At 47.5% G+C, this 16,919-nt stretch carries 14 protein-coding genes; all 14 read right to left on the bottom strand.

The window, feature by feature from the left end; genetic code table 11:
* Positions 1 to 175 precede the first annotated feature (175 nt).
* Complete coding sequence (locus SB752_RS25160) at positions 176 to 541, bottom strand: S1 RNA-binding domain-containing protein (protein ID WP_376909903.1); 366 nt, start codon at positions 539 to 541, stop codon at positions 176 to 178.
* Positions 542 to 585: 44 nt separating this feature from the next.
* Positions 586 to 894: an FtsB family cell division protein gene (locus tag SB752_RS25155; protein WP_410718230.1), complete on the bottom strand. Its 309-nt coding sequence runs from the start codon at positions 892 to 894 to the stop codon at positions 586 to 588.
* Between the two features lie 18 nt (positions 895 to 912).
* The gene (gene yabQ / locus SB752_RS25150) at positions 913 to 1,485 is read right to left on the bottom strand and encodes a spore cortex biosynthesis protein YabQ (protein ID WP_410718229.1); all 573 of its coding nucleotides are present in this window, start codon (positions 1,483 to 1,485) and stop codon (positions 913 to 915) included.
* A complete protein-coding gene (yabP, locus tag SB752_RS25145; RefSeq protein WP_410718228.1) occupies positions 1,482 to 1,766 on the bottom strand; it encodes a sporulation protein YabP in 285 nt (94 codons plus the stop codon). Before yabP ends, yabQ begins: the two co-directional genes overlap by 4 nt.
* A 99-nt stretch (positions 1,767 to 1,865) precedes the next feature.
* Complete coding sequence (locus SB752_RS25140) at positions 1,866 to 3,905, bottom strand: copper amine oxidase N-terminal domain-containing protein (protein WP_410718227.1); 2,040 nt, start codon at positions 3,903 to 3,905, stop codon at positions 1,866 to 1,868.
* Positions 3,906 to 4,127: 222 nt separating this feature from the next.
* Entirely contained in the window at positions 4,128 to 6,272 is a 2,145-nt protein-coding gene (locus SB752_RS25135; RefSeq protein WP_410718226.1) for a GDYXXLXY domain-containing protein, read from the bottom strand.
* A gap of 71 nt (positions 6,273 to 6,343) precedes the next feature.
* Positions 6,344 to 8,440 (bottom strand): sigma-54 interaction domain-containing protein, encoded by a 2,097-nt coding sequence (locus SB752_RS25130; protein WP_410718225.1) that lies wholly within the window; start codon positions 8,438 to 8,440, stop codon positions 6,344 to 6,346.
* A gap of 145 nt (positions 8,441 to 8,585) precedes the next feature.
* Positions 8,586 to 9,992 (bottom strand): APC family permease, encoded by a 1,407-nt coding sequence (locus tag SB752_RS25125; protein ID WP_410718224.1) that lies wholly within the window; start codon positions 9,990 to 9,992, stop codon positions 8,586 to 8,588.
* A 116-nt stretch (positions 9,993 to 10,108) separates the two neighbouring features.
* Complete coding sequence (locus SB752_RS25120) at positions 10,109 to 11,560, bottom strand: NAD-dependent succinate-semialdehyde dehydrogenase (RefSeq protein WP_410718223.1); 1,452 nt, start codon at positions 11,558 to 11,560, stop codon at positions 10,109 to 10,111.
* Positions 11,561 to 11,572: 12 nt separating this feature from the next.
* Complete coding sequence (locus SB752_RS25115) at positions 11,573 to 12,931, bottom strand: glutamine synthetase family protein (protein WP_410718222.1); 1,359 nt, start codon at positions 12,929 to 12,931, stop codon at positions 11,573 to 11,575.
* Between the two features lie 24 nt (positions 12,932 to 12,955).
* Complete coding sequence (locus SB752_RS25110) at positions 12,956 to 13,717, bottom strand: SDR family NAD(P)-dependent oxidoreductase (RefSeq protein ID WP_410718221.1); 762 nt, start codon at positions 13,715 to 13,717, stop codon at positions 12,956 to 12,958.
* Between the two features lies 1 nt (position 13,718).
* Entirely contained in the window at positions 13,719 to 14,825 is a 1,107-nt protein-coding gene (locus tag SB752_RS25105; RefSeq protein WP_410718220.1) for a M20 family metallopeptidase, read from the bottom strand.
* Positions 14,826 to 15,102: 277 nt separating this feature from the next.
* A complete protein-coding gene (locus SB752_RS25100; protein ID WP_049742848.1) occupies positions 15,103 to 15,402 on the bottom strand; it encodes an RNA-binding S4 domain-containing protein in 300 nt (99 codons plus the stop codon).
* A 3-nt stretch (positions 15,403 to 15,405) separates the two neighbouring features.
* Entirely contained in the window at positions 15,406 to 16,893 is a 1,488-nt protein-coding gene (gene yabN, locus SB752_RS25095; protein ID WP_410718219.1) for a bifunctional methyltransferase/pyrophosphohydrolase YabN, read from the bottom strand.
* Positions 16,894 to 16,919 lie beyond the last annotated feature (26 nt).

Here is a 16,919-nt window from a genome sequence, read left to right as displayed (position 1 = left end):
TATTTGGACAAAAAAAACCGACGTTATGGCGGATAACGTCGGCTGACAGGTGATTCGCGCTTTGCGAAACGGGCTTACGATACGTATTCGTCATTGCTTTCAAATGCCCTTCCTGAATTTGCAGTAAAATACACTTTTCATAAAGAAAGAAAAATCACAATCTTCAGAACCAATTTCACCGACCGCGTCCCTTTTTGTCCCCGCTCTTTTTCAATGGGGATTGGCGGTCTTCGCTTTCTTTTAAAAAGCGGTTTAATTTATCTTCAAAGCCTTCTCCACGTTCTCGGTGGTTTCGCGGCGGACGTTCTTTTTCCTGTGCTTTTTTAATCGACAAACCAATCTTGCCTTCACGGATACTCAGTACTTTTACAATCACCTTATCACCAATCTTCAAAAACTGATGAATATCTTTGACGTAAACGTCCGAAATCTCACTGATGTGGACAAGACCGGTCACATTCCCAGGCAACTCTACAAACGCGCCAAATTTCGTGATACCTGTCACTTTTCCTTCAAGTTTGCTCCCGACCTCGACTCCCATGTATGTGGAAAGCCTCCCTCTCCTCGAAGATCAGATAAGGCAACTTATTCTGGAATCACGTAAATACTCTCGCCCTGCTTGGTGTAGAAAATTCGTTTGCGCGCTAGCTCAGCCAGGTACTCCTGATCGTTGAGACGGCTCGCTTCATAGGTAAGCTCCTCTTGCTTTTGCTGCAAGACCGCTGCTTCTTGCTTCAGGGTCTCCAGCTCGTTTTTCTTCTGTGCCAGCACGCCACTCTGCAAGTAGAGGGTATAGCCAGTCCAGATGAAAAAGCAGAGGACAAAAAAGAAAAAGAGCCTCATTCTACGCCGTTGCCCTTTTCGATTAGTTGGCATGGATATCGCTTCTTTCATGAATAGGCCACCTCGTTTTTACTCCCGCTTTCTCTTTGAGTGAAACCAATTCTTCCAATTGGTCCAAATTCCTGTTGTTTTCCCGAACATTTTTTTCCCCAAAACTTGACCCCATTTGGCAAACGGAGAAATGACAAAACGCGTCACCTTCCACAAAAAGCCTGTGATCGCAAGCAATACGGAATACAAAAATGCCAGCAACATCAGGATCACTCGGTACAAAAACAACACGGGACGTACTACGAGGGTGTCAATGATTTGTATAATTGTTCGGTATAACCACTGACAAAATTTTATCACGCGGTGTAAAAAATGGATATACTTCTTACTACCTATTAAAAAATACAGCCATGCACCAAAGATCATTCCAAAAAAGATGGGGAATCGAATGACACCATCATTCACTTTTAAAAGGATGTAGAAAACAGCGCCCATGCTGCCTACCCAAAAAAGGATGTCAAAGATGAACACGAGCCAAAGCGGCAGCCTGCTCTTTCCTTTGAATACATGATACGTGTCAAATCCTATTCCCATTAATGCTCCACACGTCGACATGGCCAGCACCGTCTGCAACTGAGTGACGATACTCACTTGAACAGTTTGCCGAAGAATCCTCTCGACCGATCTGACGCCTGCCCTTGCTCCAGATAGGCCATTTCGTGGACCAGGCCCTCGATCGCTACTTCTCCGGTTTCCAAACTCAGATTTTTCATATGAAGATTTTGGCCACGTATAGTTAAAAAGCCGCCATCCGTCTCCAAGAGGAATTCTTCGCTGTCAAAGCTTTCGACGTTTTTCACTCCCGAAATTGCCAAGCTGCGTCGATTGATCATTACGATTTCATGGCGAGGCCGCTTCAAGTGGTCATTCATGATTACTCCCCCCTAACGTACCCTTCTTGTACAATCGTATGGAGGGGGATGTCCTTTTAGAACAAAAAACCCCGCCATAGACGGGGCTTTGCTCGCACTCTATTTATAAACGGTGTAATTTCCGTTCACATAAATGATTTTATAGCCTGTACGGTCAGCAATTGTTTTCAATGGCAGCGTGGGAATATTGTTTTTCAATTGAACCGCTGCAGGAAGGGTTACGTTTTGTCCGTTAATATTGACTACGTTCGAACCCACTTTAAAATTCATGACCGTATTTCCGCTGACGACCTTCGCTGTCGTTTTTGTGTAGCTGATTTGGAAGCCTAGCGCATCACGGAAAAACGTAGTAGGAATCAGCGTGTTGCCGTTTACCGTATAAGGAGCCACTGCCAGAGCAGTTGTTTTACCCGACTTGGTAAAATTCGCTACATCCGCTTTGAAGCTGACACCGTTCAGCGCAACGATGGTCGTTGGGCGAGCAAACAGCAATCCTTTTTCCTCTGAAGTGTACACACCGATGCTGTATACACCAGCAGTCGCCGGATTCACGACACCTGCTGTTTCCGCGATATTTACCTGAACTGCGGTTTGTGCCGGAATATCCTGAGAAGGATAAATAATGAGATTTTGTCCACGCACACCCACATAGTTGGCAGCCACACCATTTACCGTCACCGTGTTTGCTGGCAGATAGGCAGGTACGCGGAATCCAACAGGAAGTACGACCTCCACGAAGCCTTGGGCACGTGGAACCGCAACACCCAGACCTTTAATACCGATCGAAAGGCCAGCAGGCGTAGCAGCTGTCGCTCTTGTTAGGCCAATGGTTGCCAGCGAATTGTCTATCGGAATTGGGGTAGGTATTGCCGCACCAGTAATCTGGAATTCTTTGGAGCGATACGTTTTGCCATCCACTTTGGCGGTGATGTTATAAAAACCTGCCGTTCTAGGATTGGTAATATACGCATCCTGAGTAAATCGGATCGTTACGCTGTCTGTGCTCTTGAATCCACTTGGCGTACGGAAACTAACCCTGCTTCCACTGGTGGACAGGTTCGACACCTGGTCTCCGTTCACCGTTACATTATAAGCGGAGAGCACAGGCGGCACCATATCTGCTGTTGGGAAGTCAACTTGAATGTCTGTATTTGAATACAGTCTTTCGGATAGTTCCAAATCAAGCGTATAGCTGGCGCGTGCTCCTGCTTTATAATCGGACATCCCCACCGAGATCGATGAAGAACTGGAGGAGGAAGAGCCGGTAACCTCTACATCTTTTGATTTATACTCTTTATCATCGTATTCAATCGTAAAGGTATAATATTTATCTGCCTTTGATGGATTCACGATTCCTGCTGATTTCGAAAATTCTAGATCAATATAGTTGTCTCCATCTACTCGACTCGGAACCTCGATACGAACCGAATTATTAGACAAAATCGATACGTAATCAACCTTTTCACCATTCACTCGAACGTCAGACTTGTTAATGCTCTTGGGAAGCATGTCCTTGGTCGGGAAGTTCACGTAAATGTATTGGCCCTTTTTGAGCTTTGTCTTGGAAGCCAGGCTCAGCTTACCCAGTGTCAGCGAGATTGCCGCTTCTGAGTCTTTGCTGCTAAGTGAGACTCCGAATTTCCCGCTGCTACTGCTGCTCGAGGATTTGCCAATGCTGATTTTTTCATATTTGTACGTACTCTCAGCACTCGTCTTCACACCGATCGAATAACTGTCCTTGTCGTCCGGGTTGGTTACTTTATCAATGGTCAATACGAGGATTGTGCCTTTTTTGATCTTTTCGTCTACTTCGATATCGACAGTTGTCTTGGATGCATCCACGCTGGAAATCGCGATTTTATCGCCGTCGTCATCCTCTAGCGTAACATCCTTCTTTTTCAGGTTTTTGTCTACCTGATATCCAGAAGGAAATTTAACGGTGATCGTACCGCCCGCTTTCAGTTCCTTGTCGATTTCGAACTCAATTGTATATTCTGTTTCCTCGTCTACACCCGTATCGTCCGCCGAAACCTCTTCAACGGTAAGTGCATATGCAGCATTCGGTACCAAGACAAATGGGCTAGCCAAAACCGATGTTGCCAGCAGTAATGAAATCCCTTTTTTTGCGCTCTTGTTCAACGGTAACTCCTCCCTTTTCCGTGAAAAAACGCCCTTGACGTCTTTCAAAAAATTGGATGTGACCGCTTGCGGTCAGCACAACACAGCCGAGACTGTGATCTGCAATTCCTTCTATGATAGGAAAAGTTCGACAAAAAAAGGTTACAGACTGGTAACGAATGACTTTACCCAAAGCATGCAAAGAAGCTGCTCAGTAGCGAGCAGCCTCTTTCTACAGTCTCTTTACTCTGGCGACAAGCTTTCCAATAGGGCATCGCCTTTGCTGCCTATTTTGATAATCGCGTACTTTGCGGTCCTCTCGATCTCCAGACCGGTTCCTTCTGGGACAAAAAAGCTTTCGATCCCGTACTCGATCCGTTGGTAGCCAAGCGTTGTCCCGTTGATGATGACATCATCCGCCTGCTTTTCATACGGCTGATTCCACACACCATCTTGTTCGTAGAACCCGCTATATTCATGTATCCCGTTTTCCTGTTTCCTCAGCACAACCCGAAGCTTCTTGCCTGCCTCGAAGTCCGTATCCGGCAAGGTAGCTATTGTATAAGCCAGCTGCACATAATCCCCTTGCAGCAGGGAGCGCGGGTCTACGGGTGCCAGCTCAAGCTTTACTGTCGTTCCGTTGGTTAAGATGGACTCGCTGCTCAATACTTGATAGCCCAGCAGCGCAAATTGCAGCAGAATTGTAGCACCAAGTAAGAGTCGTTTATGCTTTTGCGAAAAAAACGGTGTCTGTAGTGGTGCTTCTTCTGTCGAGCGACGTTCGAGCCAATAGCTGACCGCAAAAAACAACAAGCTGAGTAGTATCAGTGAGAGCGATTTGTGCAGCAAGCTCCAAAGAAAGTCGTAGTATTTCATTAGTAAAAAGGCGAACCAAAAGCCGAGGATGATTCCAAAATCAACTCGCCTGTTTTGATGCAGGGTACGATAGAGCATATATGTGGTAAACCCGAAAAACACCAGATTAATCGCCACATTCATAGCAGGGCCGTACGAATTCGTCTCCGTCAGCGCTAAAAAGCTGATCAGCGCATAAACCAAAGAGCTGTTTTGCAAAACGACTGGCAAACGCGGAAGGAAATACATCGCTAGCTGTGAGACAATCACAATTAGCAAAGCTAGCTCTTCACGAACCACATATTGATGCTGCAGTTGAAAATACAGGACGAGCAGAAATGCCAGTTGAGTCAACAACCTCGCTGGAATGCTGGATAAAGTAAACCACGCATACAGAAGCACAGCCAGAAAAAAGATCCAGTAATAGCCCTCCAGAAAGATCGATGAGCCGGCTGCGAGGAGATATCCCATCGTAAGCAGCGTATACCTCACCGTAGCATTCATTCTAGAGTAGAACAGGACCGGCGCAACAAAGCCGATCAAAGACAAGAAGAAGATAAAATGAACAACTGTTTCATCCTCCAAAATCAGAAACAGCAGCCCCGTCAACGAGATGGCCCCGATCAAGGAAGAAATCGTAGTGACCAGAACCGTAAACGCCTCCTGGAAAAACCGCACCCAACCGCTCTGTTGATATGGCGATTCCTGACGCACCCATTTGATACCAGCCACCGCTCCCCATACGAGTCCGGCCGCTACCAGCAAAGCAATCACAAAGAAGCCCTCTGAGAAGTGCTTCATCATGAACCAAAAGAAATTCGCCAGTAAAAACAGGGCCAAAAACGCAGATGTGGCGATCAACAAGCCACGATTCGGTACCCCTTTTAAGAAGGTGATAAATAAGCCTACCCCTAGTAGCATATATAAAAGCTCTGGAAACGGGCCGTATACATCCACAAAAGAAGAGGTAAACAGGCTTACCTGAAAGACAAAAAAGGACAAGTAGTAGATCGGACGCGATTGCAGTCTCCCTGTCGAGGTGAGCCAGAATAACGAGATATTCACGAGTGCAATCAGCCAGAAAACCATGAACCACCATTCATCCTCGCGAGCCACATTGACAACAGAAGGATCCAGAAAGAAGAAGACTGCCAGGTGCGCGAGAACGTAGCTTATCACGTAAAAGGGCTGATAACGGGTCCAAATGGCAAAAAGCAGATTGGGGATGAACCAGACGACAAAAAGCATGTAGCTATCCGCGTGGGAATTGTATATTTGCCCAAGCATGGCTACGCTCAGCCCAAATGCCACCCCCCCTGCTACCAACAGCCAATTACTAATGAACGAATGCCGTTTTAATATGAATGCTCCCACATAGGAAAACAGATAAAAAAGAGCCAATACCGCAGCACTCACACCGATTTTTCCCCATCGATCAAGCGCAGGCCAATTCGAGGCAAAGAAGTAAAACAAGGCTGAAAGCAAAAGCGAAATGGCTAGGAAGTAACCCATACGAACTCCTCTTTGTTGCATCTGTTACCACATCCTTTCTTTCCGCTTTCATTTACCTCCATTATATCCTTTTTTTTCATGAAGACAGTAGTCTAGAGATCTTCCTCTTGATTCTTTATATAGGCATAGCCCTTCGGCGTTAGTTGACAGCCCGCTCGCCCTATTTTTACGTTAACCAGTCCTTTTTGGCGGAGAGAATCGACCTGCCTACGAATCATGTTCTCTGTCAAAAGAACCCCTCTTTCTCTAGCCAGCTGCATGAGATGCTTCCGCCCTGTATGAAACCCTCTCACTTTGGCTTCCAGAACTAGCTCCAAAAGGAGTCGCTCGAGGTTCATCTCTACATACTCAGCAGGCACAAGCTTTTGATCTCGCCGATTCACCTCCTGTCTCGGCTGGACCATCTTGTCGCTTGCGCTTGCTACCTGCACAACAGTTTCGCCAATGCTAAAGGGCAGGTCCTCGATTTGTAAGTCTCCATCGTTCATAATCGTTAAATATTCAATCGTGTTCTCCAGCTCCCTGACGTTTCCGGGCCATTGGTACTGTGTAATGACGTCCATGATGGGCTCAGGAAATACCGTGGGCATCTTCTTTTTCTTCAAAAAGTGCTGGGCCAAATAAGGGATATCCTCTTTTCGTTCCCGAAGCGGTGGTACCTCGATTTGCAATACCTTGAGCCGATAGTATAGATCTTCGCGGAATTTCTCTTCCCTTATCATCGTAACCAAATTGCGATTTGTCGCTGCGATGACGCGAACATCGACCGGGAGCACCTTGGTTCCCCCTACTTTAATTATCTCTTTTTGCTGAACAACCCGAAGAAGTCTGGTTTGCAGATGGGGAGAAATATCGCCGATCTCATCCAAAAAGATCGTTCCTCTGTGAGCTTGTTCAAACAGGCCGGGCTTTCCCCCTTTTTTCGCACCCGTAAAGGCCCCATCTTCATACCCGAACAGCTCGGATTCCAACAACGACTCAGGGAGCGCGCTGCAATTAACTGCAACAAAGGGAAAGTTGGCCCTGAGCGATGCATTGTGGAGAGAGTGAGCAAACAGCTCCTTCCCCGTTCCGTTTTCGCCCAGGATGAGCACACCCAAATCGTTTGGTGCCATACGCTGTGCACGGCTGACCACCCGCTTCATGATCGGTGAATTCGTTACGATATCTGAAAAGTGAAAGCGTGCCGTATGTCCATTCGTTCTGAGCTGGGTCCTGAGCTTTAGCTCTAATTCCTCGACTTCCTTGGCAATCTTGAGCGTAATGACACCTTCTGCCACATTCCCGCGACTCAAAATCTTCATATTATTAACCAAAATATTCTGGTTTTGGATCGTAATTAATTGATTTTGCATATCCTCGTCTAAAAAGCTTGTATCAATCTGCATTTCTCTGCACACACCACGTATATCGCGGTTGGCTACGCGAGAAAACGGCAAGGCCAAAATTTCCTCCGCTACTTTGTTGAGGAATGTAATCTTTCCTCGCTCATCATACGTAATGACGCCGTCCTGCACCATGTTTAGCGTTTCTTCGAACATGTTTTTCGTGTGAATCAAACCGGCCATGGTCGCTTGTAAGCCTTGGCTGCGCGATACGATTTTTTTCGCGTATTCATTTAAGATGAGCGTCGTCTCATGATTGAGGAGATGAAAGCGGGTCAGCATCTCCACCATCGTACTAATATCAACGACCCGCTCGCCTACATCAATCACATGCTCAATATGAGCGGGAACATAGCTGCGCTCACCAGGCGTTATCGCGATAGCTGATTTTGGCTGCTCTGGAACGCCAGGATAGCATGGCAGCAGATTGACATTTCTGAGCCCTAATTCATAGATCAACGAGATCGTCTCCACAGCAGAGTCGCGCTCATCATTGACCACCAGATAATTTCCGTCGGGTAGATTTTTGATTTTTTCCCACCCTGCTTTGGACAACGTTCTCCCGATTATTTGTACATCTGTCCGTTTATTGATCACAGCAGGTGAAGAACGAGTAAAAATGATATGGGAACTGACCAAAATCAAGTCGACATCTTGTGCCATACTCTCTTCATAACGGCCTGCAGCCATCGGGATGAATGAAATATACGCTCCCCAAAGAGCCGTGAGCTGGTCACAGATTCGTTGACTGGTTGTTTCATATCCGGCAATGATGGCAACTTTTACGATTGAAATGGGAAACACCCCCTTAAGTTCATCGCATCTATTCGTTTTTCTTTGTAGCAAAGAAAAAACTTCACATATTTTCATATATGAAGTAAGAGAAATGATCCCATCATGCGCCTTTTTGGCTGATGGTTCTATTTAGTTGTAACACAATTCTGTTTTCTTAAACATCCCTAAGTGTTGGAGGCACTTCTTTGTATCCTTTTGATTTCACCGCACCCATGATGATCCCGATCGCCATCCATACGAAACCAACCATGAACGTCCTGGCGTCAAAGCCGGACCAAACAAACGCGATAATACTAAAACCAATTGCCGGAAGTACGGCGTATTTCAAAAAGCCCTTGAAATCTCTTTGACGTTTTTTAATAAAGAAGTAAGCAAAAACGGTTATGTTCAGCAGCATAAAGGAAGTGAGCGCGCCAAAGTTCAACAGCTGCACGATCGATTCGATTGAAACAGTAACCGCAACGACCAGTGTAACGATCCCGACAAAGATGGTCGCATTGAACGGCGTCTTGTATTGCGGATGAATTTTACCCAATACCCCAGAAAATGGAAGAAGCTTGTCTCTGCTCATGGAATAAATAATACGGGAGATAGCGGATTGAATCGCAAGCGCGTTCGCGACACCTACTGCGAGAACGCCAACGATGATGAACGTATAGTAGAGCCAGTCTCCCCCGACCTCTCTTGCGATATCAAACATCGCCATGTCAGGGTCGAGATTCTCGTATTGCGGATGAGCCAGCGCCGCTACATAGGTCTGAACCACAAACAGCAGCCCGATAATCAGAAGAGATGATACAGTAGCTCTACCGACTGTTTTGACCGGATTTTTGACCTCCTCAGACAACGTACTGATAACGTCAAAGCCTAAAAATCCTAAAACTGCAATTGAAGTAGCCGTTGCGAGAAAGCCGAGGTCCATTTTGTCTGCCTGGAACAACGGCTCCAAAGAGAATCCGCCCGCGCCATGTCCATCGATAAAGACATACTTTACGGCAAAAAAGATAAAGAGTGCAAGAATGATCAGCTCCATGGCAAGAAAGATCCGGTTGGCAATCGCAGTCAGCGTGATTCCGCGAGCGATAATGAATGTATTGATGATGGTAAATATCAGAATAATTAAATAAATAGGGATAGACGGAATGATTCGGTTCAACCACAATGCAGCAAACCCTGTCAGCAGCGCTGGACACATAATGTAATCGATCATGATCAGCCAGCCTGTTACAAATCCTACATGTGGATTCAAACCACGCTGTACATAGGAATAGACAGAACCTGAAATGGGAAACTCCCTACTCATCGTATTGTAGCTCAGCGCGGTAAATACCATCGCAATGATCCCAATCATGTATACAAACGGAACCATCCCAAAGCTTGCACCTGCTACAAGTCCATACACCTCAATGGGCGCGATCGGCAGCATGGTGATTAAACCATAAATGATGAGGTCTTTTAATGTCAGTCCACGATGCAGCTCCTGCTTATACCCGAACTTCTCGGTATCGTGACCTGTTTCAGTGCTGCTCTGATTCAATTCTGCACTCGAAATACTTCCCATACGCCATTCCACCTTATTTGAGATGTTCTGTGGTCAAAAGTGAAGCGGGTACAGACTGGCTTGCTGCCACCCGCTCACTTTGCCACTGTCTGTCAGTTCATTGCTCTTCTACCGGTCTACAGGGTCAACGCAACGTATTTGGACTCCAGGTACTCATCCAAGCCGTGACGGCCGCCTTCTCTGCCCATACCGCTTTCCTTTACCCCGCCGAATGGAGCTTGGACATAGGCAAGCGAGGTTCCGTTTACGCCAATGTTTCCCGTTTCCAATTCCTGAATCACGCGATAGATGCGCGCTGCGTCTTTCGTGAAAAGATAGGCTGCCAGTCCATACGGTGTGTCGTTTGCACGCTTCAATACCTCTTCCTCATCCTTGAACGTAAGAATCGGTGCCACTGGTCCAAAAATCTCTTCCTGGGTGATGTTCATCTCAGGTGTTACGTGATCGAGCACAGTAGGCGCATAAAAGTTACCTTTTTGATAAACGCCATCTTGCAATCTCTTTCCGCCTGTCAGCACCTTGGCACCCTTGGCAATCGCGTCCTCGACCAATGCCTCCACCTTTGTGACAGCTCCTTGGTCGATCAGCGGCCCGATATCCGTCTCCGGCTGTGTGCCAACGTCTACCTTCAAACGATTGACCAGCTCTACGATTTTTTCTGCCAGCTGCTCGCGAATATCTTCATGTGCATAAATCAGGTTAATTCCGTTGCATACCTGCCCGCAGTTTTCAAACTTGTTGTCCACGATATCCCGTGCAGCTTTGTCCAGATCGGCATCCGGGAAGACGATTACAGGTGAATTGCCGCCCAGCTCCAGTCCGAGTTTTTTGACCGTTTTTGCTGCCTGCTCCATCAGCAGCTTGCCTACCTCTGTAGACCCTGTGAAGGAAACCTTGCGCACTCGTGAATCGTTCATCAGTACTGTTCCAATCACGTTGGAGCTGCCTGTTACGAGATTTGCTACCCCTTTGGGCAGGTTCGTATCCATCAGAAGCTCAAACAACGCAACTGCGATGAGCGAGGTGGTGCTCGCCGGCTTCAAGATCGCTGTGCAGCCCGCTGCAAGCGCTGGCGCTATTTTACGCATCAGTGTAGCAGCAGGAAAGTTCATCGGAGTGATCAGCCCGACAACACCGACTGGCTCGCGATAAATCAACAATTGCTGGCCTGGATTTGAAGAGGGAATGATTTCTCCGTAAGCGCGCTTGGCCTCTTCGGCATACCAGCGAAGAATTTCAACCGATCCTCCGATTTCTCCCCTTGCCTCTTTCAGGGCTTTTCCCTGTTCAAGCGAGAGAAGCTGTGCCAATTCTTCCTTGTGCAAAAGAATGCGCTCTCCCCACGCTAGCAAATAGTCGCCCCTTTGTTTCGCGGTTAGCCGAGACCAACTAGGGAGCGCCTGGCTGGCTGCATCCACTGCACCTGTGACCAATTCCTCGGTGAGACTGGGAACATGGCCGATCACTTCACCCGTTGCCGGATTGTGTACAGCAACGACCTGATCGGTTTCTATCTTTTCACCATTAATCCAGTTATGATTCCAACGGTTCAATTGATCGACAGCCATCTATTTTTCCTCCTAAATAAATTCGAAGTACTTCTTTCTCTCCCAATCCGTAACAGCAGTCAAGAAGTCCTGAAGCTCGTTTTGCGCTGCCTGCAAATAGTGATCAAAAACGTCTTCACCAAGCAATTCTTTTACGCGTTCACTCTTTTCAAACAGGCGGATAGCATCAAACAGGTTGGTGGGGAGACGCGGAACCGGCTGATCGGCCGCATTTCCACTCACAGGCTGTGGAATGTCGATCTTATTCTCGATCCCGTACATTCCTGATGCCATCATCGCGGTAAGCACCAAATAGTGGTTCGCATCTGCTCCGGGAATGCGGTTTTCAAAACGGCTGGACTTGCCTTTGCCGTCATAGCGGAAGGATGTACTGCGGTTATCAATCCCCCAGCTGACCGTATTCGGTGCGCCGGAGCCAAAGCTGCTGAGGCGCTTGTAGGAATTGACGTAAGGGGCATACATCAGCATCATCTCAGGTGCCAGCTCCAGCATGCCCCCAAGGAAGTAGCGACCGAGCTGTGAGAGTCCGTATTCCATAGAGGGATCGTAGAAGAGGTTATTTTTTTCTTCGGTATCCCACAGGCTGATATGGGTATGTCCGCTGCTACCGGAATCATTGGCATCCTGTTTTGCCATGAAAGTCGCCATTAGATTATTCAGTGCCGCAATTTCCTTGATGCCATTTTTATAAATAGCCGTACGGTCCGCCATCTCCAAAACCTCGGCATAGCGAACATTCAGCTCGATCTGACCATTTCCCCACTCCCCTTTGAGAGCTTCGATCGGTACTCCTACCGCCTCCAAATTACGAGTCAGCTGGCTAAGGAACCAGTCATCTACCGTCAGGCGATAGAGGGAATAGTCGATCGGATACTCAAACAGCGGCGTCAAATTGTTGTAGTTCTTTTCGCGCACGGAGGAAGACGTTTCCCGGAACACATAAAATTCGATCTCGGAAGCTGCCTTTGCCATGAAGCCTTGTTCCCGTGCCTTGTTGATTTGCCGCTTCAGCATGTTGCGAGGTGCTATGGAAACATCCGAGCCATCTTTATTTTGCAAATCAGCTAGTACAAACGCCGTTTTGCTTTGCCATGGGTACGGACGAAGTGTCGACAGATCAGGCACCGTTTTCATGTCGTGAACGCCCGTATCCCAGTTACAAAACTTGAAGCCACCGAAGTTCAAGCTGACATCCCAAGCCAGATTGAGCGCGCAGGTATGTATCCCGTCCTTGGCATCCTCAATAAAATAGGACGCCGGCACACGCTTTCCAAACAGCTTGCCTTGCATGTCCACACCAGCAATAATGATCGTATCAATCTCACCTTGTGCTTCCAGTTCTTTCAGACGGTTCATATCCAGCCTTGTCATATCTGATTCGCCCTCCAAATTTGTTTAGTGGATTGTCCATCCGCCATCGACAAACAGCGTCGCACCTGTCACGTACTCTGACTCAGGCTTTGCCAGGAACAGAACGGCATTGGCGATATCATTAGGCGTTGCCACACGTCCTACCGGAACGCGATCAAGTACCCATGCTCGAATTTCCGGGTTTTCCAGACCTTTTGCTGTAAACGGTGTTTCCACTACACCCGGAGCAACGCTGTTAACCGTAATTCCATGCGGAGCGAGCTCAAGCGCGATCGCTTTGGTCAGCAAATTCAGACCACCCTTGGAGGAATTGTAGTGTGGCTGGCAATGACCGCTGCTGGATACAATGCGGTGTGCCTCTACCGATGTAATATTGATAATCCGGCCACGCGTATTCGATTTGATCATTTCCTTGGCTGCCGCTTGCGAGCACAAGAATGGTGCTTTCAAATTCACGTCATGGACCAGGTCCCATTCTTCCTCTTCGATCTCTAGGAAGGTGGAAAATTTGACGATTCCTGCGTTGTTGATCAAAATGTCGAGCGTTCCAAAATGCTCAACGGTTTGTGCAATCATGCTCTCTACTTCGGCTTTTTTCGTCACGTTCACTTTTACGACTAGCGCATTGTCACCATGTTCGGAGAGGGATACGGTCTCGTTTGCACCATCCACGTTAATGTCGGCAATCACCACTTTTGCCCCTTCAGCCAGAAATTGCAGGGCAATCGCCCGCCCATTACCCGAACCAGCACCTGTTACAATCGCTACCTTGTCACGAAAACTCATGTTATTCACCCTTTGTTTTTGAATTTTTAGTCAATTTATTTAAAATGTCTTTGTACACATACAAGGAATGGATATCGACATACTCATCCGGCCCGTGATGGTTCGCACCAACTGGACCAAACTCAACAGCAGGCACCCCTTTTGCAGCGTAAAAGCGTGTATCCGCTGATCCATCCTGCCCGAAGAGAATAACCTGATCTCCCGCGAGCTGAGTGGCAACCTCACATAATCTTCTAACAAATCGATCGTCGCTTTTGGTCTCTACTGGTCTGCCCTGAAATTCAACCTTGATCTCGGCATCTGGCAGCAATGCTCTGATTTGATCCATAATTTCGTCAGGATTTTGCCCTGGTAAATATCGAATGTCGATCCCCATTGAACAAAAGTCAGGCACCTGATTATATACTTTTCCCGCCTGTATTTTTGCCAAATTGATGGACGGCTGCTTGAAATACGTTGTGCTTTCTTGAAAAACATCCATGGAGACGATTGATTGGTAATGCTCCATCGCTTTTAGAATGGCGTTTTTACCCAGCCACGGTCTGCTGCCATGCGCAGCTTTTCCTTTTACATCGACCTTTAGCTGTAGAATCCCTTTTGCATGAACGCCTATCTTGAAATTCGTCGGTTCCCCGCAAATGACCAAATCCCCGAGTATTCCTTGCTGGACCAAAAAGCCGCTCCCCAGCTCACCACCAGTCTCTTCGTCTGGCACCAATGCCAAAATCACTTTGCAATCAGGAGGATCCTTGACCAATCCTGCCGTCAGCACCATCATCGCGGCCACTGCTCCCAGCATGTCGTAGCTACCTCTGCCGTACAGTCGCCCATCTGCTGTTTTCGGAACAAACAGCTCCGGCTGCCCCGGTACAACATCCAGATGTCCATTCAGGATGAGCGTAGATTCCCCTTCACCTACAGTCGCCACCACGCTTTTTAATCCCTGATTCACATAAACGTCGACGTTGAGTCCATGGCTACGCAACCAGTCGCAACAATAATCTGCACATTGATTGACCCTTTCTGCACTTGTAGCCTCAAATTGGATCAATCTACTGGCTAACGCTTCGATGGATTCCTCAAAATAATGACCATGCTCGTTTTTCATCTCTACTTTATCCAGTTGTCATTCCACCTCAGTTAAACGTAATTTGGTTTAATGGCAATACTGGACTTTGCAATCTGCATACCAACCCAAAATATCTGATTTTTCTACATTCACAATCAGGCGAATTGGGATTATCTACTCGTTTAACCCAATTAACCTATTTACCCTCGTTTCCTTGATATTACTGTTCAGAAAAATCTAACCCACAAAGAAAAAAGGATAGTGCAGTCAGACTTTCATCTGAGTACCCATCCTTTTCGCTTTCTTGCATTGTAGTCTATTCTTTCCCTTTGATGTAAGCTTCCTCTTCTTTTTCGTCACGCGGCACTGGTACTTCTCCAATAACGGTGTAGAGTGATGCTGCCTCTTCTTTACGCGGATTTTCTTTGATGTCCTCTACTTTTACGCTAACGATCTTTTGACCAAAGCGGATAGCAAGCTTGTCACCGATCTTTACGTTACTGGATGCTTTTGCCGGGCGGTCGTTGATTTCCACTCGTGCCTTGTCACATACCTCTTTTGCGAGTGTACGTCTTTTGATCAAACGAGATACTTTCAAATACTTGTCCAGTCTCATGTATTATCCTCTCCCTTTCCCGTGGTGCTTGGCTTCCTCCCACCACTTATCCATTTCCTGCAAGTTCGTTTCTTCAAATGAACGACCTGCTTCCTGCAGCTTTTCTTCGATATAGGAAAAACGCTTTTTGAACTTATTGTTGGTCAATGCGAGTGCTTCTTCCGGGTCGAGCTTGAGGAATCGCGCCAGATTGACTACAGCAAACAACAGGTCACCCAGCTCTCCCGCCCGCTCATCCTCGGATGCCTCTTGGAGCTCACGGTATTCCTCGTCAACCTTGGCGTATACATCGGAAATATTGTCCCAATCAAAGCCGACATGCGCAGCCTTCTTCTGAAGCTTGTACGCGTACATGAGCGCAGGCAGATCACGCGGGATGCCAGCCAGTTGTGACTGCGCCGTGACGTCGATTCCTTTTGCCGCTTTTTCCTGCGCCTTGATTTCCTGCCAATTCGCCAACGCCTCTTCGGAATCCTCTGCGCTTTTTTCACCGAATACATGCGGATGACGGCGAACCAGCTTTTCGTTCAAGGTAGCAATGACGTCATCTACTGTAAAGTACCCTTCCTCGGCAGCCATTTGGGAATGCAGCATGATCTGCATCAACAGATCGCCCAGCTCCTCGCACATCGCATCGGGGTCTTCGTCATCGATTGTCTCCAGCACTTCATACGTCTCTTCGATCAAGTTTTTGCGAATACTCTGATGCGTCTGTTCCCGATCCCACGGACAACCGTCTGGACTGCGTAAAATCGCAACGATATCTTTCAAGTGTGAGAACTGACGATACCGTGCACGCTCATCTTTTGCAGGGGGAACGTAAACGAGAGACAAATTGCCAAAGTGATCGAGTCGATCCAGCTCGTACAACGGGACGGTCTCTATGTGTTCCTCACCTTTAACCCCTACTGCTGTCGCAACGGTCACCGGGTAGTCATCCGGAAGCACGTCCATCAAGGTCAGCTTTACATCCGATGCAATAAACGCGTCATACACCTGGGCGATAATCGTATGTAAGCCAGGAGAGATCTGATGCGCAACCAAAGCAGTACCATCGAGCAAAGAGAAACCCTCGATCGGGTCAATTTTCAAACGGGCGAACAGAGGATCAATAAAGCTCTGTCCTCCGCCAATTTCGATTTCTACGCCTCTTGCCCGGCCGTTTTCCAGCAAAAGCTGAACCGTGCGCTCTGCCACGAGGGGATGGCCAGGGACCGCATATACGATCCCGTCTTCTTGTGCAGCTTTCGTCAACAGTCGTTCCACAATCTCCGCATACACTTCGGTAAAGGCATCATGCTGTTCATACACTGCATCAAATGACTCATAGGTTACGCCCTCCGCTACTAATTGCGTAACGACTGGATGCTCCTGCGTTCGCAGATACAGATGAGATGCCTGCTTGAGCGTGCGGTAAATCCCGTATGGAAGCTGATCGAGATCACCTGCACCCAAGCCTACTACCGTAAGCGTGTTTTTCCCTGTTCCCACTGGCCTTGCCTCCTTACCTGTTACGT

The sequence above is a fragment of the Brevibacillus sp. SIMBA_040 genome (assembly GCF_046535075.1).
Classification (GTDB): Bacteria; Bacillota; Bacilli; order Brevibacillales; family Brevibacillaceae; genus Brevibacillus.
This window is presented reverse-complemented; position numbering and strand designations above follow the sequence as displayed.

Bases quoted from the DNA above. Each gene is read 5' to 3' on its own strand.
- SB752_RS25160 (WP_376909903.1), bottom strand. From the start codon at position 541: ATGGGAGTCGAGGTCGGGAGCAAACTTGAAGGAAAAGTGACAGGTATC.
- SB752_RS25155 (WP_410718230.1), bottom strand. From the start codon at position 894: ATGAAAGAAGCGATATCCATGCCAACTAATCGAAAAGGGCAACGGCGT.
- yabP (WP_410718228.1), bottom strand. From the start codon at position 1,766: ATGAATGACCACTTGAAGCGGCCTCGCCATGAAATCGTAATGATCAAT.
- SB752_RS25135 (WP_410718226.1), bottom strand. From the start codon at position 6,272: ATGCAACAAAGAGGAGTTCGTATGGGTTACTTCCTAGCCATTTCGCTT.
- SB752_RS25125 (WP_410718224.1), bottom strand. From the start codon at position 9,992: ATGGGAAGTATTTCGAGTGCAGAATTGAATCAGAGCAGCACTGAAACA.
- SB752_RS25120 (WP_410718223.1), bottom strand. From the start codon at position 11,560: ATGGCTGTCGATCAATTGAACCGTTGGAATCATAACTGGATTAATGGT.
- SB752_RS25115 (WP_410718222.1), bottom strand. From the start codon at position 12,931: ATGACAAGGCTGGATATGAACCGTCTGAAAGAACTGGAAGCACAAGGT.
- SB752_RS25110 (WP_410718221.1), bottom strand. From the start codon at position 13,717: ATGAGTTTTCGTGACAAGGTAGCGATTGTAACAGGTGCTGGTTCGGGT.
- SB752_RS25105 (WP_410718220.1), bottom strand. From the start codon at position 14,825: ATGAAAAACGAGCATGGTCATTATTTTGAGGAATCCATCGAAGCGTTA.
- SB752_RS25100 (WP_049742848.1), bottom strand. From the start codon at position 15,402: ATGAGACTGGACAAGTATTTGAAAGTATCTCGTTTGATCAAAAGACGT.